This is a genomic window from Algicola sagamiensis DSM 14643 (genome assembly GCF_000374485.1).
Lineage (GTDB): Bacteria > Pseudomonadota > Gammaproteobacteria > Enterobacterales > Alteromonadaceae > Algicola > Algicola sagamiensis.
This window is the reverse complement of record NZ_KB894503.1, coordinates 15,268-39,542: the sequence shown is the minus strand read 5'-3', so window position 1 is coordinate 39,542 and position 24,275 is coordinate 15,268. Positions and strand designations below refer to the sequence as shown.

Annotated in this window: 23 protein-coding genes; 5 read left to right on the top strand and 18 right to left on the bottom strand. The window is 42.2% G+C overall.

Features of this window, described 5'->3' with window-relative positions:
* Positions 1-23: 23 nt before the first annotated feature.
* From C505_RS0116470 to C505_RS0116450, 4 genes are all read right to left on the bottom strand, one after another.
* The gene (locus C505_RS0116470; RefSeq protein WP_018693735.1) at positions 24-2,801 is read right to left on the bottom strand and encodes a DUF349 domain-containing protein; all 2,778 of its coding nucleotides are present in this window, start codon (positions 2,799-2,801) and stop codon (positions 24-26) included.
* Entirely contained in the window at positions 2,791-3,072 is a 282-nt protein-coding gene (locus C505_RS0116465) for a YeaC family protein (RefSeq protein ID WP_018693734.1), read from the bottom strand. The genes C505_RS0116470 and C505_RS0116465 overlap by 11 nt, the downstream gene beginning before the upstream one ends.
* A 93-nt stretch (positions 3,073-3,165) precedes the next feature.
* Positions 3,166-3,483: a hypothetical protein gene (locus C505_RS0116460; protein WP_018693733.1), complete on the bottom strand. Its 318-nt coding sequence runs from the start codon at positions 3,481-3,483 to the stop codon at positions 3,166-3,168.
* A 272-nt stretch (positions 3,484-3,755) separates the two neighbouring features.
* Positions 3,756-4,178 carry a MarR family winged helix-turn-helix transcriptional regulator gene (locus tag C505_RS0116450; protein WP_018693731.1) on the bottom strand — a complete coding sequence of 141 codons (423 nt, stop codon included), beginning with the start codon at positions 4,176-4,178 and terminating at the stop codon, positions 3,756-3,758.
* 174 nt (positions 4,179-4,352) lie between these two features.
* Here C505_RS0116450 and C505_RS0116445 point away from each other — a divergent pair, with 174 nt between their 5' ends.
* Entirely contained in the window at positions 4,353-5,315 is a 963-nt protein-coding gene (locus tag C505_RS0116445) for a catalase (RefSeq protein WP_018693730.1), read from the top strand.
* A 160-nt stretch (positions 5,316-5,475) separates the two neighbouring features.
* Here the strand turns inward: C505_RS0116445 and C505_RS0116440 are convergent, their stop codons facing one another.
* Both C505_RS0116440 and C505_RS0116435 read right to left on the bottom strand, forming a co-directional pair.
* On the bottom strand, positions 5,476-5,871 hold the full coding sequence (locus tag C505_RS0116440) for a VOC family protein (protein ID WP_026318038.1): 396 nt from the start codon (positions 5,869-5,871) through the stop codon (positions 5,476-5,478).
* Positions 5,871-6,647, bottom strand: coding sequence for a methyltransferase domain-containing protein (locus C505_RS0116435; protein WP_018693728.1), 777 nt, complete (start codon positions 6,645-6,647; stop codon positions 5,871-5,873). Before C505_RS0116435 ends, C505_RS0116440 begins: the two co-directional genes overlap by 1 nt.
* A gap of 16 nt (positions 6,648-6,663) precedes the next feature.
* Here C505_RS0116435 and C505_RS0116430 point away from each other — a divergent pair, with 16 nt between their 5' ends.
* A complete protein-coding gene (locus tag C505_RS0116430; protein ID WP_018693727.1) occupies positions 6,664-7,452 on the top strand; it encodes an ElyC/SanA/YdcF family protein in 789 nt (262 codons plus the stop codon).
* A gap of 48 nt (positions 7,453-7,500) precedes the next feature.
* On the opposite strand, the gene C505_RS0116425 is transcribed toward C505_RS0116430, so the two are convergent.
* Positions 7,501-8,256, bottom strand: a complete 756-nt coding sequence (locus tag C505_RS0116425) for a Nif3-like dinuclear metal center hexameric protein (RefSeq protein ID WP_018693726.1) — start codon at positions 8,254-8,256, stop codon at positions 7,501-7,503.
* 143 nt (positions 8,257-8,399) lie between these two features.
* Between C505_RS0116425 and C505_RS0116420 the strand changes: the two genes are divergently transcribed.
* Positions 8,400-8,882, top strand: coding sequence for a hypothetical protein (locus C505_RS0116420; RefSeq protein ID WP_018693725.1), 483 nt, complete (start codon positions 8,400-8,402; stop codon positions 8,880-8,882).
* 62 nt (positions 8,883-8,944) lie between these two features.
* On the opposite strand, the gene C505_RS0116415 is transcribed toward C505_RS0116420, so the two are convergent.
* On the bottom strand, positions 8,945-10,954 hold the full coding sequence (locus C505_RS0116415; RefSeq protein ID WP_157369135.1) for a calcium-binding protein: 2,010 nt from the start codon (positions 10,952-10,954) through the stop codon (positions 8,945-8,947).
* 327 nt (positions 10,955-11,281) lie between these two features.
* On the opposite strand from C505_RS0116415, the gene C505_RS0116410 reads away from it, so the two are divergent.
* Both C505_RS0116410 and C505_RS0116405 read left to right on the top strand, forming a co-directional pair.
* Complete coding sequence (locus tag C505_RS0116410; RefSeq protein ID WP_157369133.1) at positions 11,282-11,950, top strand: hypothetical protein; 669 nt, start codon at positions 11,282-11,284, stop codon at positions 11,948-11,950.
* The gene (locus tag C505_RS0116405) at positions 11,947-12,486 is read left to right on the top strand and encodes a hypothetical protein (RefSeq protein ID WP_018693722.1); all 540 of its coding nucleotides are present in this window, start codon (positions 11,947-11,949) and stop codon (positions 12,484-12,486) included. The genes C505_RS0116410 and C505_RS0116405 overlap by 4 nt, the downstream gene beginning before the upstream one ends.
* Positions 12,487-12,535: 49 nt before the next feature.
* On the opposite strand, the gene C505_RS0116400 is transcribed toward C505_RS0116405, so the two are convergent.
* From C505_RS0116400 to C505_RS0116350, 10 genes are all read right to left on the bottom strand, one after another.
* Complete coding sequence (locus tag C505_RS0116400; RefSeq protein ID WP_018693721.1) at positions 12,536-13,453, bottom strand: flagellin N-terminal helical domain-containing protein; 918 nt, start codon at positions 13,451-13,453, stop codon at positions 12,536-12,538.
* Between the two features lie 336 nt (positions 13,454-13,789).
* On the bottom strand, positions 13,790-14,707 hold the full coding sequence (locus C505_RS0116395; protein WP_018693720.1) for a flagellin N-terminal helical domain-containing protein: 918 nt from the start codon (positions 14,705-14,707) through the stop codon (positions 13,790-13,792).
* Between the two features lie 346 nt (positions 14,708-15,053).
* Complete coding sequence (locus C505_RS0116385) at positions 15,054-15,971, bottom strand: flagellin N-terminal helical domain-containing protein (protein ID WP_018693718.1); 918 nt, start codon at positions 15,969-15,971, stop codon at positions 15,054-15,056.
* 391 nt (positions 15,972-16,362) lie between these two features.
* Positions 16,363-17,484 carry an aminotransferase class I/II-fold pyridoxal phosphate-dependent enzyme gene (locus tag C505_RS0116380; RefSeq protein WP_018693717.1) on the bottom strand — a complete coding sequence of 374 codons (1,122 nt, stop codon included), beginning with the start codon at positions 17,482-17,484 and terminating at the stop codon, positions 16,363-16,365.
* A gap of 11 nt (positions 17,485-17,495) precedes the next feature.
* Positions 17,496-18,905, bottom strand: a complete 1,410-nt coding sequence (locus C505_RS0116375; RefSeq protein WP_018693716.1) for a chorismate-binding protein — start codon at positions 18,903-18,905, stop codon at positions 17,496-17,498.
* Between the two features lie 46 nt (positions 18,906-18,951).
* Positions 18,952-19,704 carry an SDR family NAD(P)-dependent oxidoreductase gene (locus C505_RS22730; protein ID WP_018693715.1) on the bottom strand — a complete coding sequence of 251 codons (753 nt, stop codon included), beginning with the start codon at positions 19,702-19,704 and terminating at the stop codon, positions 18,952-18,954.
* A gap of 14 nt (positions 19,705-19,718) precedes the next feature.
* The gene (locus C505_RS0116365) at positions 19,719-20,387 is read right to left on the bottom strand and encodes a cyclase family protein (RefSeq protein WP_018693714.1); all 669 of its coding nucleotides are present in this window, start codon (positions 20,385-20,387) and stop codon (positions 19,719-19,721) included.
* Positions 20,388-20,435: 48 nt separating this feature from the next.
* Positions 20,436-21,830 carry an aldehyde dehydrogenase family protein gene (locus C505_RS0116360; protein ID WP_018693713.1) on the bottom strand — a complete coding sequence of 465 codons (1,395 nt, stop codon included), beginning with the start codon at positions 21,828-21,830 and terminating at the stop codon, positions 20,436-20,438.
* Entirely contained in the window at positions 21,830-22,912 is a 1,083-nt protein-coding gene (locus C505_RS0116355) for an acyl-CoA synthetase family protein (protein ID WP_018693712.1), read from the bottom strand. The genes C505_RS0116360 and C505_RS0116355 overlap by 1 nt, the downstream gene beginning before the upstream one ends.
* Positions 22,909-24,183, bottom strand: a complete 1,275-nt coding sequence (locus C505_RS0116350) for a 3-deoxy-7-phosphoheptulonate synthase (protein WP_169337059.1) — start codon at positions 24,181-24,183, stop codon at positions 22,909-22,911. The genes C505_RS0116355 and C505_RS0116350 overlap by 4 nt, the downstream gene beginning before the upstream one ends.
* Positions 24,184-24,275: the final 92 nt, after the last annotated feature.

Below are 24,275 nucleotides of genomic sequence, written 5' to 3'. Positions count from 1 at the left end.
ACTGATGTGATGATGACAAGAATCTAAGAAAGGAAAATCACTTTTACACGTTCGAGGAGCGGTGCATCTGACTCGACAAACGCGCCAGCACTAATCCACTGTTTAAGAAGCTCATCCTGCTGATCGACTGTACCACGGTTATGTTTATTGGCTAACATATCCATTTGCACGGCCATACGATGCGGTTTGTCTTCTTCTGGACTCTCAATATCACTCAGGATCTCAAGCATCAAGGTTAAATCATGTCGACTATGGCCTGTTTCTGTAAGCCAGTCGGCAATGATAACATCCGAATGAAATGCCTCTGATTCGTTCGCTCCATGAATATAAGCCCCGATCGTATTGAACAATGTTTGATAACAACGCCCCGTCTCCGCCTGTTCAAATGCACGGACATGCTTGTCTAGCTTATCCAATAGCGTATTTGCTCGCTTCACAAAACGGTTAGATCCTTTACCAAGCGTTGCCTGAGCGTCTTGAATAAACGCTTGGATAGCCTCCTGATGAGTATGTTGCTCTTGCACTTGCTGGACTTGAGAAACACCTTTCTCCAACTCATTTAATCGCTCATGAAATGCATCAAACTTTTCTTGTTGCTCAGCTTTCATCGATGCTTTCAATGTATCGCGTTTTTCAAAAACAACATCATTGGCTTTGCGAAATGCCTGCCAGAGTTTTTGCTCATCTGCGTGTCCAGCGAAACTAACCTTACGCCAGTCAGTTTGCAAAGACTTGAGTAATTCAACAGCTTCAAAAACATCATCGTGTTCAGCTAAAGCAACTGCTCGATTGACCAAATCCTTCTTCACTGCTTTATTTTCTGACTGTTGGCTTTGAATTGCTACTTTTAATGGCGTAATTGCAGACTGGAAGCGCTGGCGAAGTGACTTCACATGTTCACGATCAACTGGGCCAATCCCTTTCCACTCACGGGATAAGTGGCTCATTCGAGACTCAATTTTCCCCCATTGCGCTTGTTCATCATTGAGTTGTGACTGGAGCAATTCAAGCTCAGCACAGATTTTTTGCTTTGCCTCTAAATTGCATGCGCGGTCTTTTTCTTTCTGAGCGTAATATTCGCGACAAATTTGGAAAGCCTTTTCACTTGCAGCATTAAATGCGTCGTTCAGTTCCTTGTCTTGTTCCGATTCTGAGCGGCCCAAGCTATTCCAAACTTCTCTCGTGTACCGGATTTTCCTCGCCTGTTCTTCTGGATCATCCATTGGCTCTTCAGCGAGTTGAGACATTTCCTCGACGAGAGAATGTTTACGTGGCGTCGAGATATATTCCTGCCAATCACTGAGATCTTTGATTTGCTCTTCAACAGTTTGCCAGTCTTTTTGTAAACGTTGTCGGTGTTTTTCATTCAGGTCTTTGTACCAAAAAGTCAGCTTACGATAGAGACCAAAAGCAGACTTATACTTGCCTGAAGAAAGAAGGCGTTTTAATTCACCTAACTTGCGGCGTGTTTGTTGGAAGGACTTATCCTGCATCTCTAATAATGGCTGAGCTGAACTTTCCCAAGCGCTGACAATATCCTTAAATTCGGACTTCAAATCCTCTGGCAAACTTAAAGGCAATTCTTTTTCATTCTTATACCATTGTTTTTTCCAGGCCATGAAATCAGCATAGTGTTCATTGAGTTGCTCAATAGTCTCTGGTACTGCTTTTTCTGAGAACGAACGAATGAGCTGCTTTGCTTCTGATATTTTTTCTAATACCAACGGCATTTGACCAAGCAATGAAAACAGATTTTCTATCTTCTTAACCAACTTGACTTGAATGTCTTTATCCAACACAAGTTGTGATGCCAAAGATGATTGTGCCTGGAGGTTTTGACGGAATGCATCTTGATCAAAATCACGCCCAACTTCTGAAGCTGCAAGCAGTTGTTGTTCAAGTACTTTCAGTACTGTTTCAAGTTTTTCTTTGTTTTCCTGCTTTTCTTTGCGTAAGGCGGCTTCCTGCTGTGCTTGATTCCATTGTGTCTCCAGAGGTGCAATAATGCGATCCAAGCTATTTCGGATTTTCTGGTATTTTTCTGTGATTGTTGCTTGTTGCTCTGTATCAAGACAATTCATTTCAACTTTGAGATCGTCCCACTCGGCAATTAGTTTTTGACGGCTATCACGGATCACTGGGAAGTCTGTTTTATCCTTCAGCGCATTTAATTTCGCCAAGATCAAATTTAGTGCTTTCAGCAAGCGTCCAGGCTTCTCCGCTGCTTCTTTCATTTCGTGTAGCTCTTCACGGATCAGACTATAGAAAGGGTCTTCACTCGAAAGACGCTTCAACGCTTTTTCGTAAAGGGCAATCGACGAGAGCTGTTCAAATGCAAAACGACGAACTTCCTGGCTGACCGTCACATCAATAAATACATCTAAATATAGCTTTTCTTTATCAAGCTTTTTCAATGCATAACGACGTAATTCATCATCCTGATCACCAAGGGCAATGGTTTCCAATAATGCCGTTTGCTTTTGAGATTCTAAAAAGTTCTGTTTTTGTTCTTTCGAGATAACGATTTCCGACTGGCCAAGGACTGCCTCTTGAACATGCTTGGAAGCAACATGCTTTAGACGATTACTTGGTTCATTCTGACTTGCCTGCCACCAACTCTCAAACTGATTTAATGTTTCTAATGCTTTGAGACGAACCGTTTCCGATGGATCTTCTTCCGCTAGAGACTTGAGAATTTCTTGTTCTTGGACATCGCTCACTGAAAGCGTCGTGAGAGCAGATAAACGTACTTGCTCATCTGTATGCTTCCATTTGGGCTTAAACAAATTCCTAAATATCATCGTTCGTAAACCTTGCAATCTCATTGTTATTGTTTATTTCTTCACGAAGTTCTTTTTTTGACTTCATCACCATCTGGCCATCTCCAGCAATTGTAAACGGCTCGTTCGAGTCCAAAACAAGTGCTTGATAAGCCAGTACAAGCTGTAAAGAAGATTCACGCTGTTCTTCTGTAAGTGACGTTCCATCTTCCCATTTTCCTATCTCAACAGCTGATTTTAATTTTTCATACGTTTCAGGTGTTAGCCCCTGAACCATTGCATCCAAATTCATGATTTCAATATTCTTTTATTGGTTAGAAGCATTCATCTGGTTCCATCATGCATGTCGTAAACGATTCTGTTCAATGTAAACTACTGTGCGGGTTTATTTTAGAAAAGCCAATCGAACACGATTAACTACATAAATCAAACAACCAATCATGATAGAAGCCATGCAGGCATAGTAAGGAATGGACTCCGGTTGTGGGGACTTCCAGTAAGTATATGAAAACCCAACAAGAACCATGAGTACGGCGATGTAGTTTTGGGACATGACCTGATCACGCGTTTTACGTTTTCGCTTTAATGAGACTTTTTCTAAGTCTTCTTCTGTCAGATCAACCAAATTTAATTGACAATGTGGGCAGGATTTACTTTTACTTGAGATACGTTTTTTACACTCTGGACAATTTACAAGCGCCATTGATTGCTCCAGCACACACCTAATCTGTTTAAAAATAAAAGCTGGCGATTTGCCAGCCTTGAACATTTCCCGATGTTACCATAACAATCATTGAAAAGGCAGCTCTTGTCCCTACATCACTCGGGTTTTTTCACAATACGAAAGTTGATCTTGTTCAAGTGAATTATCACTATCTGTTTTTCATAGGCGTCTGGTGTTTCCTCTTCGAATAAAGATCGCTTTGCACTTCTGATAGCGACGAGTCGCGTCAATAAAAAAAGTCGTCGAATCATCTACTTGGACAGGTTCAGCTTTATCTTTTGGCACAGGGACATGAGTTGCTGAGTCTCTTCAACGCTCAACCCAGTCGCACACCACGCTTGTTTTGCTGCCTTTTCGCCTCCTTTCATCAGTTTGCGTCCTGATTGCGTCAAGACGATTGATTTTTGTCTTTCATTGCCCTGCACATAGTTTCTGGTAATGAGATCCATCCCTTCTAACCGCTTAAGCATTGGTGTCATTGTTGCTTTATTTAAACCAATTCTATTTGCAAGCTCAGTGACGGATACATCGTCTTTTTGCCATAACGCCATCATCACCACAAATTGCGGGTAAGTCAGAGACAAAGGCTCAAGTAATACTTTATATGCTTGGGTCACCAGACCTGAGGTGGAATAAAGTGTGTAGCACACCTGATCTTCGAGCACGAGTGACATAAAAGTCCTTCTCATTAAAAAATGTTTGACAAATAGTACAGGATTAATACAAAATCTCAAACGCAAATTGTTTGTGCGCAAACTATCATTTCACAAACTTAATTGTCGGTTATATTTAGTATTCATTTGTGTGGCGCATCATTATCGCTTGCACACATCATAGAGGAATTCACCATGAAAAAAGTACTTACTCCAGCTATCACTCTCGCACTACTGGGAGCGACTCTTTCTGTTCATGCCGCTGATAACACATCACTCCCAACTGTCGATGCTTTTGAAAAACTTTTTGGAAAGCACAAGGGGAAAAGGCGAAACCACACCAAAGGGTTCTGCTTTCAGGGCAAACTCACGCCAGTAGATAAGCAAATTGAACTTTACTCAAATGCTTCAATGTTTAAAAGTGAGTCAACAGTGATTGGGCGCCTCTCTCACAAAGGGGGAAAGCTGAGTCCAAGTGACAATAAAGTCGGTGAATATGGGATGGCGCTGGCGATCACAACAAGTGAGGGTCAATACTCAGCAATGAGCATGAATACTTTAGATTTCTTCCCAGTATCTACACCACAGGCTTTTTTAGAGTTGATGCAAGCCAAGGTAAAGGGCAAGCAGGCTCTTGCGGATTTTAAAGTCAAATATCCAGAGATAAAAGCCTTTAAATCACATATGGCCAAAAAAGATAAGACCCTAAAGCCCTATGAAGCGATGTATTTTAACAGCATCAATAGCTTTTATCTGGTCAATGAGCAAGGCAAAAAAACGGCTGTGAGATGGGCATTTCTCCCGACGAAAAAACATTCGATAGTCACAAAACCGAACCAAGATTTTTTCTTCTCAAATATCCAAAAGAACTTAAAAGCAGGTGAGGTCTCTTGGGACATGGTCATTACCTTTGCAAACGAGAATGACGACATTAACAATGCTGCAAAAATGTGGAAAGGTCCACACAAGCAACTGACAGCAGCAAGACTCACACTTCGCTCTGTATCTTCTGAAGCGAAAGGTCAATGTGACAACATTAACTATGATCCACTGGCTTTAGCACCGGGAATCGAACCTTCTGCCGACCCAATTTTACATGCTCGCCGTCCAACATACGCGATTGCTTTTGGACGTCGTTTAACGGAAAAAGCCAAATAAACCGAGGGAAAACACCCATCGTGAGGCATAGAATCGCAATTTTTTTGAAAAATGCGATATACAGCGAAGTCATTTAGAGGCAGACAACTCAAGCGTACCTTGAATCAGTTGTCTGTCTCTACCTTCTCAGTAGCAAAAAAGACACGGCTTGAAGAAGCGGCTATATGTTGCGCTCTAACAAGTCCCACTGATTACCATATAAGTCTTCAAACACTGCAACGGTTCCATAAGGCGCTTCCACGGGTTCTCTTACAAAGGATACACCTTTTACTTGCATCGCCTCATAATCTCGCCAAAAGTCATCTGTGTATAAAAATAAAAACACCCGGCCACCAGTTTGGTTTCCAATATGGCTTTCCTGCGATTGAGTTGATGCTTTTGCCAGTAATAGCGCACACTCTTTTGAGCCAGGAGGCGCAACAACAACCCAACGTTTATCCTGCTCAGGTTGATACGTATCCTCAATCAAAGTGAAGTTTAAGCAATTTGTATAAAACACAATCGCTTCATCATAATCTCTGACGACCAATGAAATGAGTCCAATAGACTGCTGCATCATTTGTCCTTTCTGATTAAGCAATGTATATATTTTCCAATGGAAGCATAAGGCTCGATTCGACTGTAAGTTAGCTCCATGTCTAGGAGTTCAAATAAACGCGACTCGTCCAGCTGTCGATCAAATAAGTAATCATGAAAACAACGGACACCTGTTTTCGACAACAAGACCAGTGGTAGCTCATTTACCCACTGAAACACGGTTTCAGGATCCAGCGGGTGACTTGGATTGAGTTTCACCTGCTTTTTGACTTTCATTCCCTGACGAACATAGTCGAAATTTCCGTATAGAATATTGCCAAGACGCATCGCTGACTTGTTGTAGAACATGAGAGACAAAATGCCATTGGGTGAAAGCAAACGACTGATTTTTATCAATGCTTCCTGTGGATCTTCCAACCATTCAAAAACAGCATGGCATAGAATAAAATCAAACTTTTCATCTTCTGGATAATCCTGAATTGAAGTTTGCAACCAAGTAAACTTTGAAGAAACACCATCTTTGTGCGCATTGGCTTTCGAGAGCGACAACATTGTCTCACTAATATCGCATAGCACTATCTCATGCCCCATTTTGGCCAACTCAATAGAAATTGTGCCTTCTCCCCCACCTAAGTCTAAAATTTTTATGGGTTCATCTAGACTAAGACATGGTATTTCCTGAAGATCTCTAAGCAAGATCTGTTTTCTGATGATACCCTTAGGAGTGTGGTAAATATTTTTTTGAAACTTGGTCGCAATATCATCGAAGTTTCGACCATCATTTTTGTGTGGCATAGAGCGGATTTTTAAAATGATCTCAATCGTCAGTAAAGTGATTCTACCACTCCCAATCTTCTTATTGTTCTTTTTATTTTATTTATTGGGACGACTCAAAAACGACTTTACCTTTGGCGGGTTTTTTATTCTCGTTTTCTGGGGCATATTTTATTGGTTTTCCACCGCACCGGGGGCAAACTCTCTTGGGCACATCATCGAAAAACGATACTATCAAATCAAAGTTATCAAAGAAGATCCAAAATATATCGCTGTACTCAACTGTGGAAATCGTCACAGCCCGGATCTGACTTCAACGTCAAACTTGTACCCTTGTGGATTAAGCCGTGTTAGTGAAGGGATTAAGCTTGCTCAAAAATACACCGGAGCAACGGTGATTTTTACTGGACTGGAACCTGCTAGTGATGAAGATCTGGATGCAATGGCCAATTTTGCAACAGATCTCGGATTGTCAAAATCTCGAATATCCAAGCGTTCTACGTTGATGGAAATATCGGGGGATGATGCCAGTGACCCTATTACGAACAGTAATACAGTGTTTGTGACTTCTGCGAATGATATGCCCCGTGCCCGACATTTATTGAATGCACAAGGCTTATCTCCAACACCTGTGTCAACCGACTTTCTTACTTATCCGAATCAAAAAGTTGACTGGACCGGGTTTATTCCAAGCTCAGCACAGCTTGCCAAGTCAGGAGCAGCGATTCAATCAATGATACTTTTAGGTGTTGCGAAGCTGACATCACCAACGGGAGAGCCAGAAGAGGTAATGGATGAGATGGTCGAAGAAGCTCAAGAAGAATAGCTTTCGACCATGATTGATTGACAACATAAAAACGCGCTAAATAGAACGCTAGACGGGGTTGTCGATATCAATAAATTGAACATCTAATTCAAACTGCTTTGCTAAGTGCTCTCCGAGTGCCTTCACACCATACCTTTCAGTTGCATGATGTCCTGCGGCAAAGAAGTGAACGCCCATCTCTCGACTGGTATGAATCGTTTGCTCCGAAGCTTCCCCAGAAAGAAATGCGTCAATGCCTTGAACAGCAGCGGCATCAATAAAGCTCTGTCCCCCTCCCGTACACCAGCTAATTGTTTTGATCAACTCATCGGAAACCTGACTGACAAGTGGTTTACGTCCCAGTTTGACTTCAATAAGGCGTGCAAATTCATTCGCTTTCATTGGGCGTTGTAACTCACCGACTAAAGCGACACTTTGCGGGTTGTAAGCTTCCAAGCCACGTGTGACATTCATATTTAATAATTTTGCCAATTGGACATTATTTCCAACCTCAGGATGTATATCTAATGGCAAGTGATACGCAAGTAAATTCATATCATTTTCCAAAAGGCGCTTGAGCCGCGCTTTTTTCATCCCAGTGACTGGTTGCGGTTCACCTTTCCAAAAATAGCCGTGGTGCACCAAGATTGTGTCAGCACCAGATTGAATTGCCGCATCGATCAGATCTTGAGATGCTGTAACGCCTGTAACGACTTTCGTAATTTTTTCTGACCCTTCAACCTGAAGTCCATTCGGACAAAAGTCTTTGATTGAGCCTGGTTTCAAATACTCATCAAGGTATTGGACGAGTGCTTTTCTTTGCATAAAGATCCCATCTTTCCTAAAAATTTCCGCTAAATGTTACAATTCACTCAAAAAAAAGCCAGTTATTCCTTGAAAAATTGCGGTTCTGCGTAAAAGATTGTATAAATTCGACCTTTCAAAATTAATAGTGAACAGGAATTGGAATGAGTAAGCTTGATAAAGAACAAGTTCTTGCTGATTTTTCAAAGGTATATGAAAAAGCAAACGGCAAAGCACCTACAATAGAGCAAAAAGGAAGTTGGTATAATGTTGACGGCGGCAAATCGATTCGCCTTGCTGACTTCGTCACTTTAACCGAAGAATTGCAGCAAGGAAAAACTGAGACTCAAACCAAGTCGAAAAAGGAAGAAAAGCCCAAGAAGGCTGCCACTGCAAAAACAGATGATAAGAAAGCACCAGCGAAAAAAGCACCTGCGAAGAAAGCAGACGCACCTAAAAAAGCTGAGCCAAAGAAAGCCGCTGTAAAAAAAGCAGCTCCGAAAAAAGCAGCTCCGAAAAAAGCGGCCGCAAAAGAGAAGAAGCCTAAAGTTCAGTCATCTGGCACAGGTCTTTTACCAAAAGATGCTTGGCTTCAGTACCTCTCAGAGCAAAATGAAGATTGTAGAGCACCACGCGGAATGCAATAAGCGAAAATACACCACAAAAAAGCAGCCGATTGGCTGCTTTTTTGTTTGTTAAAGTCGGGGTATTACTTTTCTTGTGACATCGCCTCTATATCAAGTCGAGTATGTTTTGTCCCATCTGCAAATTCAACAGACTTGAGCTTAAAATGATCCGACTTATACCAGTCTTGTATACTAATGTTGCTTTTAGATTCCTTAAACTGGATCACCATCGTCATCCCATCTTGGCGATATGAGATATCTTTTGGGCTGATCCCAGCACCAAATACCAATTTATCCTGATGCGACTTTTTATTCCCCTCTGCATGGATCGTATCAATCCCATCCCCGGACTGATAAACATATGTATCATCCCCTAATCCGCCATTCATATAGTCATTTCCTGGTCCGCTATCCAAAATATCATTTCCAGCGCCAGCAATCAGCGTATCCAGGCCACCATTACCATATAGGTTGTCATTTCCAGAGCCACCATAGATAGTATCATCACCCATTCCACCAGTTAGCTCATCGTGCCCCTGATCGCCATACAGTCGATCTTTTCCATCTTCTCCATATAATTTATCGTTACCAGTGACACCGACAATCGTGTCATCACCATCACCACCATGAACGATATCGTGACCGCCAAAAGCAAAAATGATATTTGGCCGCTCATTTCCTTTCAACCGATCACGCTTACGCGTGCCAACAGGCTCACCTATTGACTTCAAAATAAAACGGATCTGATTTTCTTGAAGGTCACTTTTGAGGAGTAACTCCAGTAGCTCACTCCGAAAGCGACTAATATATAGCTGATGATTCGGATCATAACCCCACAGCATATCATGTAAGCGGCGATATAAATCCTTTGCTTCTCTTGGCTGTGCATTAATTTCCTGAATAAACTGCTTCACCAATAAACTTAATGTCAGGTGATTCCCATAACCTGTATTTTTCGTCGTCCGAACCAATTCAGAATAACGTTTTAGTTGATCTTGCCAAACCAACTGCGAATAAATTCTGGCTTTCAGTTCTCGGTACTGTAGTTTGAATATCTTCTGATCTTCTTCAGGTATATGACCTTCAACAAATGGCCGACCTTCAAAAGCTAATAAGGTGTTTAACCACTGCGTCTTTTTTTCCAATGGATAATTCTGTAAGTATTCGTCTGTATTGGCCCAGCGATACATCATTTTATCCAAAATCGATTGCTGGCGCTGATATCGTTTTTCCTGATTAAACTGCTTTGCGAGCTTGTATAGCTTTCCGCTTTTATCTTTCATAATCGCTTGATGAAAAGAATGCACATTTCCCTGACTACCAATATCGGGAAGCGATTTGACCGCTTTTGAAACCTTAAGCTTGCGGTCATGAAGTTCATCCAATGACATTGACTTTTTTGGCTGGCGCTCAAAAACAAGCGGAAAAATAGGTTTCTTCTTACCCTCTCGGTAGATAAGCGCACTTGGCTTATCAACAAGGAATTCAACTCTGTCTATGCCCAATGAAGTGAGCGTAAAGACTTCCTTCGGATCATTCCGGCCATTATGATTTTTATCTTGCCAAATACGTAAGCGATCAAAATCAGGATCTTCACTGTCTAATAGCCCATCTTGGTTCTTATCGAGATCTCGTAAAGCTGCCAAACCATCGGGCGCTTTGAGTTGATTTGCAAGACGAGTCTCATTACTGAATAACTCTTCTCCATTGTCAATGGCACCATTTTGATTTCTATCTAATGCAATAAGACCTTCGTTTTTTTTCAGCCATGTTGTCCGCTCTGCAAATCCACTGCTATCGACATCAAAGAAGGTGTAAGCTTTATCTTCTCTTTCATTTCGTTTCTTGTTCTTCTTTTTTTTCTTCGGTTTTTCTATTTCAATATAAAGCGCAGCAGGACCGAGTTCTGCTGTGATTTGCGGTAGTTTGGCATTTTTCGTCTGAAGAACAAAGAACAAGGCTCCAACGATGAAAAGAATACCGAATACGATCCCAACAACGATAAGCTTTATATTTTTGCTTTTCGTCTCGCTGGTCGGCTCAACATATTCTTCTTCGGCAATGTGATCTGAATTTTCTTTTTCTTGCATCATTTTTCTATTCGTTTACGTCTATCGATACAACAACATATTTTTAAGCTCTATTTACTGAGGAATTACGTCCTATTAAAGCATGACACGTGTTGCGTGTTCTGCTATCAAATCAGCTCAAAAATATAAATGCATTGTATCTACTTCTCCATTTGAGCGCAGATACTATCAAAAATTGGGAAATTTTCAGCCACAAATAACAATTCACTCAAAGTTTAAAGTGTATAAAACATTCCTGTTACACAAATAAAACCCAACCGTTACATGAACTATTTTTGAATGGGTTGATATGCTAGGATCTGCTTACGTGGTTCTAATCATAATATCCAGATGAATCAAAATTTAGCCCGTTATATGATGCCCGCTGGTGTCATCATTTTCTGCCTGATCACCCTTGCATGTATTCTCCTGTCCGTTGTGATTCGTTATGGCATGATCAATAGCCCACTAGATTTTCCCGCGCGATATGAATTTATTCAGCAAAATTTACTCATTTGGCAATTGACCTGGCTCAACTGGATGGCTGCTGCAATGGGGTTATTCTTGTTCGCATGTATGTTATCTACTTTTGTGCCACATAGCTTTTTAAAAATCTATGCACTCGCATTGATGGGATTAGGTATTGTCCCAGATATTTCTGCTGAGACGATTTTAGCTTTCGTATTGCCTTATGCACACCAAATCGGTGAAACTGAACCCATTGTTCGTCTATTGGAAAACATAGCCATTCAACTGTCTGGATTTATTGGTAATGGTTTTTATAATGTTGGTGGCTTGATCCTCAACATCCTGCTTTTCCAAAATGCAAAGCTTCCGAGACGTATCTTACAAATTGGTATTCCTGCATGGTTCTTTGGTATTGCTTTATCTTTCACAACCGCAATACAGGATTACTTTTGGGGTGAAGTATGCGCAGGAGTCGCTATGGCTTGGAGTACACTTTGGATTTTGGCTGTTTCTTTTACCATTTTCAAAAACTATGAAAGATATCAGCCATGAGCTTTTTTGATCTCGGTCTTTATCATCTTGCAAAGATTATCCATATTTCGGCTGTCATTTTTTGGTTGGGGCCAGCACTTGGCTCCTGGCTTACTCTTCGAAAAGTACGTAAACATATTGGCGAGCATCACCCAGCAACTTATGTCGTGTACAAAGGCTTTTTTATCACGCTCGTCATCGAACATATCGCGCTGATCGTCATGCTGACTTCTGGATTAACTTTAGCTTTCAAATTCGGATTTTTTCATCATTCCTGGTTGCAAGCAAAACTAATGCTGATTGTCTTGATCATCATTCCACTTGAAATCTTGGATATTTGGTATGGAAACTTCAAAATACCCAAAATATTCTCTTTGCGTGATAAGCCACAGCCTTATACCGCAGAAGAAGAAAAAGTGATGCGAATGTACCACACCTATATCACAAATTTCGCGATCGTTGTTTTACCACTTGTCGTACTCGCTATCTTTATTTTGGTGATCCGAAAACCAGATATGAGCTTTATCACAGATGTCATGATGCGGTTATTTTCATGAAGAGAATGAAGACGGAGTACTGCTCAACTCCGAATTCACTCAAGAGAATTTACCCGCCCAATAATGACAATGCTGCCTGCGGCCTTTGATTAGCCTGAGCAAGAATTGTTGTACTGGCTTGTTGCAGGATTTGGGATTTCGTCAAACTTGCTGTTTCCGTCGCAAAATCTGCATCACGGATCCGAGAGCGTGCTGCGGATAGGTTTTCTGCAATGTTTGACTGGTTGCGTACAGTAGACATAAATCGGTTTTGAACCGCACCCAATTCAGCCCGTTTTCTATCCACAACCGCAATGAGTACATCAATATTTGCGAGAATGGACTGAGCGTTTGCCTGAGTACTGACCGATAAAGTCGTTGTTGACTTAAAGTATGATGCTGCATTTGTTGCTGATGTATCCAAAGCTGTTGCCGCAGATGCAATGCCTGATAATTGCCATCCACCTGTCACACTAATTTGTGCCCCAGAGTTTGATGTCACAGAAGTCATCGTGAACGAGATGGTTTGGTTCGCATCCGCACCAACCTGGAATGTACCATTATAAGATCCATTTAATAGGTTTTGACCGCCAAAGGTTGTATCCGTCGCTATCCGATTTATCTCTGAGCGTAAATCATGCACTTCCTGCTGAATCGATAAACGGTCAGTTGCTGTGTTCGAACCGTTCGCAGCTTGTTGTGCAAGTGTCCGCATTCGTTGCAACATTGCTGTGACTTCATCCATGGAGCCTTCCGCTGTTTGTGCCAATGAAATCCCATCATTAGCGTTTCTATTTCCCTGCTCTAAACCCATAATCTGGGAAGTGACACGGTCAGCAATTTGCAACCCTGCTGCATCATCAGCCGCGCTATTGATCCTTAAACCACTAGATAACCGCTTAAACGCAGTATCTAATTGTGCCCCCGAGTTTAATAACTGCCTTTGCGCATTCAGCGCAGATGTATTGGTATTTACGAATAATGGCATACATGCCTCCTACTAAGTTACTTGTGCAAGGGCAATCCAAATCGCTGGAAAGCCAACAAATCAGCAAATAACACTTTGCTTCGTTGAGTTGTGGCTGATTCCAAGAACAGCTGGAGCAGCCCTTCGCGACAAAAAATCATTGAAAAACTTTAAGTTCTTTGTCACTAATCTTTTTCGTACAACAAAGCATTTGGAGGTTTTTTATTCGTTCTCTACCCAAACCATCCCAAGGAAAAATGCCGGGAGTGACCCCGGCTAAACGAGCGTTAGCTCAGGAGATGGTTGTACTACCTTTTTATCGTAATATGATCACTGAACCTTCTCTGGCTCAGCTTTTTATCCTCCCAGCAAAGTCAACGCACTTTGTGGCCGTTGATTTGCCTGTGCAAGTATCGTTGTACTTGCTTGCTGCAATATTTGAAATTTCGTTAAAGATGCAGTCTCTGCAGCAAAGTCTGCATCGCGTATCCGGGATCGTGCAGCTGATAAGTTTTCTGCAATATTCGCCTGGTTACGTATCGTTGATTGAAATCGGTTTTGTGCCGCACCAAGCTCTGCACGTTTCCTATCAACAACCGCAATCAGCACATCAATGTTCGCTAAAATAGACTGAGCATTCGCCGCTGTACTCACGGATAAAGTGGTTGTCGACTTAAAATACGAAGAGGTGTTCGTCATCGTCGTATCCAATGCCGTTGCTGCGGTTGCAATACCTGATAATTGCCAACCACCGGTAACACTAATCTGAGCACCAGAATTCGAGGTAACCGAAGTCATGGTAAAAGAAATGGTTTGGTTCGCATCTGCACCAACCTGAAAAATCCCATTATAAGTACCATTCAATAAATTTTGGCCACCAAACGTTGAATCTGTAGCTATTCGATTAATTTCCGACCTTAAATCATGGACTTCTTGTTGCAAAGAAAGTCTATCTGTTGCTGTATTCGACCCGTTCGCTGCTTGTTGCGCCAACGTTCGAATACGTTGTAGCATAGATGTTACTTCATCCATGGCACCTTCAGCTGTTTGAGCCAAAGATATCCCATCATTTGCATTTCGATTCCCTTGTTCCAACCCCATAATTTGGGATGTCACGCGGTCACTAATTTGTAAACCTGCGGCGTCATCTGCCGCACTATTGATCCGTAAGCCACTGGAAAGCCGCATAAAAGCGGTATCCAGAGATGCGCCTGATTTTAACAATTGTCTTTGCGCATTCAGTGCGGACGTATTTGTATTCACAAATAAAGGCATCGTTCTTCTCCTGAGTGTTCACTTTTTTTGAAATACTACTTTTGTTACGTCTTTTCCCGTGCTTGTGTTTTGTACCGATTTTGCCGGGTTAATTTGGTCATCGGCATCCAAAATTCAAACTTTAAGAAAATTTCTGACTTTTTAGCATATTGGATCCTGAATAGGAGCCGGAAGGCCGATTTGAGAAGGGTTTTCATTAAATCAATTATTTTTCATGGGGTTATTTTTAAGAAATAAAAATTTGGCTGGATAAAATGGGGGCAATTTTGTTATCGGCTGATATCTTCAATACTTGAGCATAAAAAACCCAGTCAATCGACTGGGTTTTTTTAAAATGAGTGTTCCTTTATCCGCCAAGTAAGCTCAATGCTGCTTGAGGACGTTGGTTTGCTTGAGCAAGAATGGTGGTACTTGCTTGCTGTAGAATTTGTGATTTAGTCAACATTGCTGTTTCTGTTGCGAAGTCTGCATCACGAATTCTTGAGCGAGCTGCGGAAAGGTTCTCTGCAATGTTCGACTGGTTACGAACCGTTGACTGGAATCGGTTTTGCACCGCACCAAGCTCTGCACGTTTCCTATCAACAACCGCTATCAGTACATCAATATTTGCCAAGATAGATTGTGCGTTTGCTGCTGTACTGACAGATAATGTCGTTGTTGATTTAAAGAAAGATGAAGCATTGGTTGCAGATGTATCCATCGCTGTTGCTGCTGCTGCAATCCCTGATAACTGCCAACCACCCGTTACACTAATTTGTGCGCCTGAGTTTGAAGTGACTGAGGTCATCGTGAATGAAATCGTTTGGTTTGCATCAGCACCGACCTGGAAAATACCATTATAGGTTCCATTAAGTAGGTTCTGGCCACCAAATGTTGTATCCGTTGCGATTCGGTTAATTTCACTACGAATATCATGAACCTCTTGCTGGATAGATAAACGGTCTGTATCTGTATTGGATCCGTTTGCCGCCTGTTGCGCCAAAGTTCTCATTCTTTGAAGCATCGAAGTGACTTCGTCCATCGAACCTTCTGCTGTTTGAGCAAGTGAGATACCATCATTTGCATTTCTGTTCCCTTGCTCTAAGCCCATGATTTGTGATGTTAGACGGTCAGAAATCTGTAGGCCCGCAGCGTCATCTGCTGCACTATTAATTCTTAAGCCGCTTGATAAACGTTTAAATGCTGTGTCTAAATCAGAACCTGAATTTAACAGCTGTCTTTGGGCATTTAACGCTGAGGTGTTTGTGTTTACAAATAAAGGCATCGTTCTTCTCCCAAGCTAGTTACACTAGCTAAATCAGTAGGTTAAAACTTAATTTGACACTCGCTTTTTATTGATTTTGTATCTTGTCTGGACACTTACTGTATCGGAATTAAAGATGATCACTTGAGTGTTTTTCATGCTTATGTTTTATTTGTTATCAAAAACAAGTGGTTAGGGAACGAAATAAAATAACACTTAAGCATTATTATTTAAAAATAAAGAATTATATTTCACACAAAAAACACACTAAAGACTCTGTTTTTGTCAGTTTTGGGTAGATGTTCAGCACATCTGTTGATGTAAGAATCAGAGAAAAAACTTGATAGGAAGGTTTTTAATAGACTAGAGAGGGAAATCTCCCCTCTCTAAAAAGGCTCGCTTTCTGCTGGACTTACACTTTCCAGGCAGATGCTGAAGCGCGGATTGTTTCAATATCAACCGTCGTACTAATACGGAAGTACTCAGACATCCCATACATTGCACCAGGCACGACGACAATTCCCTGATTGAGCAGCTGGCCTATAAATTGGTTTGTGTCCCCATTGGGGGCTTTGGCGAATAAAAATAAACCGCCTTCTGGTTCCACAAATGGAATATCTGCATCATCCAATACTTGCTTCAATACATCACACTGCTCTTTATAGGTTGCCATCGGGACAGTCAGGTTTAACCCCTTTACCAACGCTTTTTGGAGAATCGTTGAAGTGTTGACGTAACCAAGGTTACGGATCAGCTCCCCTAACCGCACTTGCAGCTTCACTTCTCGATATTGCGGTGTTGATTCTATATAACCTACTCGAAGGCCCGCAAATCCCAAATCCTTTGAGAAGGAAACAACACGCAAACAATTTGGATAATAATCAGCAATCGTTGGAGGCAGCTTCCCATTATAAGTGACGCGCTCATAGGCTTCATCAGAAACCACATGGATAAAGCGCCCTTCTTTCTCACGTAAATCCAGTAATCGATTAGATAGTACTTGCAGCTTTTCCGCTGAGTAAATTCGTCCGCTGGGATTATTCGGCGAATTCAGTAAGATCACTTTTGTTAGTGGCGTGATCGCCCTCATGATTGCATCCACATCCAGCTCAAACGTTGGATCACAATCGACAGGTATATAGTGCCCATTGGCATGCTCAATGTAGTGAACATAGGAAGGAAAGTATGGTTTCACACCAATCACTTCCTCCCCTGGCTCCAATAAAGCTTTCATCAGAACACATAGTCCTCCAGCAGCCCCTGGTACAATTGTGATATCTTCTGCGGTTCGTTCTCGTGTGGAGTGCACTTGTATGTGCTTTGCAATGGCTGAGCGGGTTTCACAATATCCTTGGCTGGGCGCATAGCCAAACATGGCATCGTCTTCCTGATTGATGACATCACAAAGGAGAGCCTTCATTTCCGCACGGATCCCAAGATTCGGATTGCTTAAACTAAAATCAAAGATTTGTTCTCCTCGTGCTTTTGCCTGCGCAACACTTTGCAAGATACTTTCCATCGTTAAACTTGTCATATTCATCGTCCTTATAAAGAAGGTTTTATGAATGGTGCCATTTTATTATCGGTTTCCATCCACTCATGATAAGGATCAGCGCCTTGAACAATCCCACTTCCCGCAAAAACTGAAGCCTGTTCACCATGAATTTTGGCCACGCGGATTGCCAATGAAAAGTGCGCTGCATCCTCTAAATTGAAAAAGCCAAAAGCACCCGTAAAGAACTCACGTTGAAATGGCTCGAAATTCTCGATAAGCGCTTCACTTTGTCGGATAGGTAAGCCCCAAATCGTCGCTGGGGGATATATTTTTGCGAGAATATGGAATATTGACGTCTCTGGTCGGGTGGTCCCTTGAATACAGCTTTTTAAATGCTGCACATAACCTAAGTCGAGAATAGATTTACTCTCTTTTTCAATCACACTGCCTGGCTCACACGTATCAGAAAGTGCCTTAAAGAATAAATCGGATGCTGTCTCATGCTCTATATTTTCCTTTTCACTATCGATCAGTTCCCGTTTGTACTTTTCTGCTTGCGCTTGATGATCAGAACCTTTTCGCGTACCTGCGAGCGGTTCTACCCGAACATACTGGCCTTCTTTCACCACAAGCGTTTCTGGTGATACACCAATCCATGCACCCACTTCAGGCCAGTCCATATAGATATCATAAGTTTTTTTATCGAGCTTCTGGATCTGGTGCAACAACTGTAATGGATTAATTGGCTGTTCATACTGCAATTCCTTTTTCCTTCCAAGGACAACTTTATGGCAGTTTTGCTCCATTTTTTCCATCGTGTTGACCAGATTATCAATGTATTCTCGACACGTGGGGGTGGCACGATAATGCTTAAACTCTGGTCGTGTATAGAGTGCCATTGCAGAGTTTAAATTCTCTGTGAGCATAGCCGTTGTGATTGGCTCAACCAATGATTTTGTACCAGAAACACAACAAGATTGACTTGATAAAGTGATCATGAGTTTTGGGAGTGTGAATCGAATCAAACTCTCTGTATCTGACTGTCCTGTAACACACTTCCATCCACCCAAAAAAGGAATAGTTGACGCTTTGTGTCCTAACGATGCTTCAAGTATTGGCTTCACTTGTTGAATAAATCGATGTGTGTGCTCAAATATTTTTTCATAGCGATGAAAGCATTGGCTCTCCAATGATGCATGAACTGTGATTGCCTCCTCTTCATTGATCGTGAGACTTAAACTAAGTGTATTGTCTTTTAAATCTGCCCGAATATCGGCTTCACAGCCTAAACCAATTAAGCAAATACTTTCATCTTGTTCGTAATAGCTAAAGAGGCTGGAGAATTCCTGAGTGAGCTCTGGAAATTGCTGTTTTAAGTTTTGGACCAAATGGAGCGCTCGCTGACGTTGCGGAACACTGGGATCCATCTGGAATTCACGTTGAATGCGTTCTGTATTCATTTGACTGTCCTTGTTTCAGTCCTTGTCTCAATTGTTGTCACAACACTTAGGCGAGATATAGTCCACCATTTATGTCGATGACTGCACCTTGAAGGTAAACACTTTGGGGGCTTGCTAAAAAGAAAACCATCTCGGCTATTTCTTCCGGTGTCCCTAGTCTATTTTGCGGGATCTTGGCCAAATCCAGCGCCACCTGAGCCTCAGTTTTTTCTTCCCACCTGGCCAAGATGCGTTCTGTGCCGATGATCCCTGGGCAAATCGTATTGACTTGAACCCCATCGGCAGCATACTCTGCGGCCACTTTGCGTGATAAAGCATTAAGCGCAGCTTTCGCCACTTGATAATCTGCCCCAACTCTTGGAAGCACCATACGTGATGCAATTGATGAGATATTGATGATCCGCCCAGCTTTTGCGGCTTTCATGATAGGAAGGAGTAACTGCATCAAGATAAAGGCCGGCTTTAGATTCAATGTCATGGATGACAACATATCGTCCCAGGACAGTGAATCAAAATTGATCTTATCTTTCTGGGACCCGCCAATATTATTCACCAAAACCAGTTGTTCATCATCATTGTTCAAGCCAATATCAGAGATAGAATGTATCTCTTGACATACATCCACTGCAATCCATTGACACTGTCCCGGCAAACCCTGGAGTTCCTCTCGTAACGCAGGAAACCGAGACTCATTTAAGTCAAGTCCAATCACGTTTATTCCTTCGACTAAAAACTTCTTCGTGCAAGCCAACCCGATGCCACTGGCAGCACCGGATACCACAGCGGTATATTGTGTCATTGTCCTAATTATCCTTAAAAGTTGATGCCAACCGCACGGACTGGCGCAGCTTCAACATTCTCAATACTAATGGGAAGCGCGACAAACAATGACTCTCGGTTGAGTTTATCCAGGTTGAATAAATATTCGCAAAGCAACTCACAGCTGGACAATAGCGTCTTATGAACCACAAAGCTCTTTTCTCTGGGTTTTTCAGTTTGGAAATCAATCCCAATAAAATTTGGCTTTTTACTGGCGATCAACGCCGCAGCTTCTGGCGTCAGGTATGGTGAGTTTGTCCAAAATGTCTCACTCCCCCATGCTCTGTCATTGTAGCCTGTGTTAATGAGTAAAATGGGTTGCTTTTCACCATCATAATTTGCAAGCTGCGACTCAATCATGTCAGGCTGAATGGGTGTAGCATCTGGTAAATGCCTTAAGTTCAACACAAATGGGTGGCCGACAAATTGTGTCAGTTGATAACCATCGATTGTCTTCCCATCCCGAAAAACATGATCCGACGTTTCAACATGGGTGCCGTTATGCGCAAATAGGTCTAATTTGGTAAATCTACGCTTCCAATCCGCATCAGGCATTTGTGCTGGTTTGATTTCTGCGACATCAAAGTTCGGAAACCAAGGGGCATCATACTTTGGCATTCCTATCGAAAAAGGAACGGATAAATCTTGAATCGTCATTGGCATGGTCGTCTCTCCTCACGTGTAGTTGTTGTTTACTTCCTGTTATACAGCTTAAGTTGGGAGTTGCTCCCTCAATAATGTATTTTGCTGTGCACTTGACATCGCACCAACGCGCTCAAACAATTGGTCATACAACGCACCATCATGCGGTACTCGTGGATCTGCGATTGTCGTTGGCAAACCGATATTTATTTTCCTGATCTTGGCATTGCGTAGGCAATTCGAAAGCCGCTTCTCATCATTTGAGAGAAGACTGAGGGAAAGTGTGGAAGACAGCTCGGCTTCATCACGAAAAGATTTAATCCAAGCAAAGACACCAGAAATCTCGAATCGCTCAGGCATTGTTTCTGCAATCCAAATATAAGGCAGAATAGCCGCCGTTCCGTCACCAAATTCAACCAGTAACTCAGACTGCATTTGATGTTCCGATATTTCCGGATTCAAGGAAGATAAGTTCTGGATTAACTGCTTCGCTTTATCAATAGAATAGACCTGTAATTGAGCACAACGGTGGCCTAAAGGTCGTGCTTTTAGCTGATTCAAATGCGCCCTTAATGGCTCGAAAATATCAGAAACAGGCACATGGTCCAGTAAAATTCCACTTGCATTGGTACACTTTATTCCCGCACTGTCACTGAGTGATTTTGCGAGGTTTTCAATTAAACAAGCGTTACTTTCTAGAAAGAATGTTTCATCCAAAAATACTTTCGAATACCCTGGGCCACGAATGATCACGTGAGATAAATGGCCATACATGTCTTCAACCGCTTGCCCACCAAAAAACATCAAGCGTTGATCTTTGCTCAGCGTGATCAAGGATTGAATAATGTTTCGTTTTCCAGGTAAGAATCCCATCCATCCAGAGGGAAGTCCCGCAGCTTCCAATGCACCCATCATACGATAAGCGGTAATTGGGTCATCTTGCGCTGGCTTGATCAATACTTTATATCCCAAAGCAAGTGCATTCAGCCAAACTGTGTTTACCGCAGGGTGGTTGCCAGGCATGATTGCAGTAAACACTTCACCATTTGGACGATCATAGGCCATCACCATTACACCATCTGCGCGTTCCTCACAGTAGAGAGAACGGCGCTGTAGTGAAAGCGTCTCGCGGATATGCCGCATAAAACTCGAGATCTCCTCGAAAGCTTTCTGAATATCGCAAATCGGCAACCCTGTCATTTGGTTCACAGCCGCACAAGCTTCCTCAAAGCTTTGTCCATAGATACAGTCCGATAAAAAAATCTCACTTGCCCGCTCCATACAGAGCATCACATGTTCAATATCAATGGGGGAACTATCTAACAGTCCTTGATATGTTCGATGAACAAGCAGCTCCGGTGCTTGTGAGACTTCTCCAAGCCTGATGTCATTCAATGATTGCAAAGGTTGCTTATCTTTCGATTCATACAACCCTGAATCAACAATCGCGTGAATCGAAATCATCAGTATACTCCTTCAGTCACTGCTTCTTTTTTACCCGGAAGCGGCCCGACATTCGCTATCCCATCATGAGGGAACCCAGGGGATCGAACACGCTTTGCATAATCTCTTTCCAGATTATTCGGAATAAATAGCTCAGGTGTAATGAGTGAAACACAGAGTTGACCATATTCTCCGTAAGCCGTTTCCTTTTGTGTTTGCGGATCAACAAAGTGCACACGACAAAATGGATACAATGGCTGATAAACACATGCTTCATCATCTTCACTGAATGGGGGCCTTTGTGGTGCAATCCCCATCATGGTATTACCATAAAGTCCCATAAATATAACGTTTGGAAAATAATGTGTCGTAATCAAATGGTAGGTTTCTGAGGAAATTGATGTCCCCGCCCAGATGATACTTTTGATTTTTTCCTGATAGCAGGCCAGCATTTGTGGATCTTGGCAAATGGCCTCCAGAAGCGGCGGCGTAATAAATAGTATAGAAATTTCCTGTGTTCGAATAAGCTCATACGCTTGTTGAAGTAAGTGGTGTTTATATCGTGACACTTCTTCTTGCTTGCCTTGTAAAATCAGCTTCTTTACCCATCGTGGATCAAAATCAACCTGAAAACACAGCTTCCCGTCACGGCGAGCAAGCTCTTTGATAGTTCGACCTACAATATGTGGCCCGGTTGGCCCTAAGTGAAGCCAATGTTCGTTTGTCTCTGATTGATAACCAAGAGCGCTAAATTGCTGTTCAACATAACCTAATGCATGTTTGCGAGATGTGTGCTCAACGATACGCTTCGGATTACCCGTTGTCCCACCACTTTCAAATACATGAAAATCACTGAGGTGTGCCAAGCACCCTTTCGGGATCAACTGGGTCACATCAAGCGTTTTCCAATCATTCGTAATATCAGGAAATCGCTGGAGATCAGAAAAATCATGAATATCTGTTAATGGATCGAAATCGAGCTGGCTTAACTTTTCCAACCAATAGGGAGAACCTGTTTCTGGATGAAAATGCCAACGCATTGCTGCATCAATGACATCACGTGGGGATAATCCATGAATATTACCTTCATACAGTTCCTTCATCGTTTATCTACTCCTTGAAGCTGTCTTAAAAAAGCGCCGACGACATTAAGCGTTTGCTCATAATTGAGCCTTGGATCGCAGTATGTCTGATAGGCAGGTCCTTCTTTTATCCAGTCCACTTCATTCGGATGATTCGCACATTCTTGAATGTCATCAGGGCTGGTCTCCAAATGCAATCCACAAAATCGTGTACCTGCTTCATGATGGACCTGAGCTGTCTGCACAATTTCCTCTTTCATGTCACTTATGCAACGTGTTTTCACTCCATGGAGATTTTTCACCGTATTGGCATGCATGGGGTCGCAGATCCAGATCACTTTTGCACCGATATCCTGCACAGCTTGAACAATTGAAGGCAGCTTTTCTTGCACTTGGGATGCACCAAATCGCGTGATCAACACCAGCTTTCCTGCTTCGTTCCGTGTATTCAAACGTTGACACATTTGCTGAAGGTCTTTCGGTGTTACTGATGGACCAATTTTGACACCAATTGGGTTCTCAATCCCTTTAAAATATTCCAGATGAGGGCTGTCCTCATGAAGGCTCCGCATCCCGATCCACTGCATATGAGAACTAAAATTAAAGTAACCTTTTTTCTCGATGCCATAGCCTGTCTGCGATGATTCATAATGGAGATGAAGTCCTTCATGCGACGTAAACACAGGCTGAATTGGCTGGTTATTGATACCATTCGCCAGTAAGTATTGGATAGACTCCATGCCAAATCTTGCTGCATTATAAGCCCATAACATTCGGTTAGCTTGCGGCTTTCTTGCCCATACATTTGGGGCAAAATCATTGATCATTTCACCCATAAATGTATGCATTGTGATCTCATTGACTTCTTCGGTCTCCGCTGATCGTGGCTTCGCGAATTGTCCAGCAAGTCGACCAATCGCAACCACATCATGGCCGTGTGATTTTTCAATGTAGCGACAAATCGAGTTTAAAAAGAGGAGACGTGACTGAAAGCTGACATGATTGGCATCCTTAAATAGTTCTACACAATCACCAGCTTGAAAATACAACTTTTTTCCTTCGTAGACATCAGCTAATTCACGTTTAAGCGAAAGAATATCGTCTTCTGCAACGAGTGGATCAGCCTGGGAGAGTTCCTGCATCACTTGCGCTAAATCATTGGAAGAATAGAGCTGTGTCATTTTGTCATAAAAACGCTGCCAGCTCAGCGGATGCCACCCTTGTGGTGCTTCTTGCGCTTGCAACGAGCTATGTTCTTCAAGATGTTGAATAAAAGAATTGTTATCCCGCATCATCCATGTCCTTTTTGCGAATGGTTCAAAATAGTTGTCAATTGGAAGGACGAACAGCAGACATGCGGACAGGCCAAGATCCCTCTCTATGA

Excerpts from the sequence above, each read along its gene's own strand:
- C505_RS0116350 (WP_169337059.1), bottom strand. The coding sequence starts at position 24,183 with ATGCGGGATAACAATTCTTTTATTCAACATCTTGAAGAACATAGCTCG.
- C505_RS0116355 (WP_018693712.1), bottom strand. The coding sequence starts at position 22,912 with ATGAAGGAACTGTATGAAGGTAATATTCATGGATTATCCCCACGTGAT.
- C505_RS0116405 (WP_018693722.1), top strand. The coding sequence starts at position 11,947 with ATGAGCTTTTTTGATCTCGGTCTTTATCATCTTGCAAAGATTATCCAT.
- C505_RS0116445 (WP_018693730.1), top strand. The coding sequence starts at position 4,353 with ATGAAAAAAGTACTTACTCCAGCTATCACTCTCGCACTACTGGGAGCG.
- C505_RS0116380 (WP_018693717.1), bottom strand. The coding sequence starts at position 17,484 with ATGACAAGTTTAACGATGGAAAGTATCTTGCAAAGTGTTGCGCAGGCA.
- C505_RS0116440 (WP_026318038.1), bottom strand. The coding sequence starts at position 5,871 with ATGCAGCAGTCTATTGGACTCATTTCATTGGTCGTCAGAGATTATGAT.
- C505_RS0116435 (WP_018693728.1), bottom strand. The coding sequence starts at position 6,647 with ATGCCACACAAAAATGATGGTCGAAACTTCGATGATATTGCGACCAAG.
- C505_RS0116450 (WP_018693731.1), bottom strand. The coding sequence starts at position 4,178 with ATGTCACTCGTGCTCGAAGATCAGGTGTGCTACACACTTTATTCCACC.
- C505_RS0116415 (WP_157369135.1), bottom strand. The coding sequence starts at position 10,954 with ATGATGCAAGAAAAAGAAAATTCAGATCACATTGCCGAAGAAGAATAT.
- C505_RS0116400 (WP_018693721.1), bottom strand. The coding sequence starts at position 13,453 with ATGCCATTATTCGTAAATACCAATACATCTGCGCTGAATGCGCAAAGG.
- C505_RS0116375 (WP_018693716.1), bottom strand. The coding sequence starts at position 18,905 with ATGAATACAGAACGCATTCAACGTGAATTCCAGATGGATCCCAGTGTT.
- C505_RS0116360 (WP_018693713.1), bottom strand. The coding sequence starts at position 21,830 with ATGATTTCGATTCACGCGATTGTTGATTCAGGGTTGTATGAATCGAAA.
- C505_RS0116410 (WP_157369133.1), top strand. The coding sequence starts at position 11,282 with ATGAATCAAAATTTAGCCCGTTATATGATGCCCGCTGGTGTCATCATT.
- C505_RS0116460 (WP_018693733.1), bottom strand. The coding sequence starts at position 3,483 with ATGGCGCTTGTAAATTGTCCAGAGTGTAAAAAACGTATCTCAAGTAAA.
- C505_RS0116470 (WP_018693735.1), bottom strand. The coding sequence starts at position 2,801 with ATGATATTTAGGAATTTGTTTAAGCCCAAATGGAAGCATACAGATGAG.
- C505_RS22730 (WP_018693715.1), bottom strand. The coding sequence starts at position 19,704 with ATGACACAATATACCGCTGTGGTATCCGGTGCTGCCAGTGGCATCGGG.
- C505_RS0116465 (WP_018693734.1), bottom strand. The coding sequence starts at position 3,072 with ATGAATTTGGATGCAATGGTTCAGGGGCTAACACCTGAAACGTATGAA.
- C505_RS0116420 (WP_018693725.1), top strand. The coding sequence starts at position 8,400 with ATGAGTAAGCTTGATAAAGAACAAGTTCTTGCTGATTTTTCAAAGGTA.
- C505_RS0116365 (WP_018693714.1), bottom strand. The coding sequence starts at position 20,387 with ATGCCAATGACGATTCAAGATTTATCCGTTCCTTTTTCGATAGGAATG.
- C505_RS0116385 (WP_018693718.1), bottom strand. The coding sequence starts at position 15,971 with ATGCCTTTATTTGTAAACACAAACACCTCAGCGTTAAATGCCCAAAGA.
- C505_RS0116395 (WP_018693720.1), bottom strand. The coding sequence starts at position 14,707 with ATGCCTTTATTTGTGAATACAAATACGTCCGCACTGAATGCGCAAAGA.
- C505_RS0116430 (WP_018693727.1), top strand. The coding sequence starts at position 6,664 with ATGATCTCAATCGTCAGTAAAGTGATTCTACCACTCCCAATCTTCTTA.
- C505_RS0116425 (WP_018693726.1), bottom strand. The coding sequence starts at position 8,256 with ATGCAAAGAAAAGCACTCGTCCAATACCTTGATGAGTATTTGAAACCA.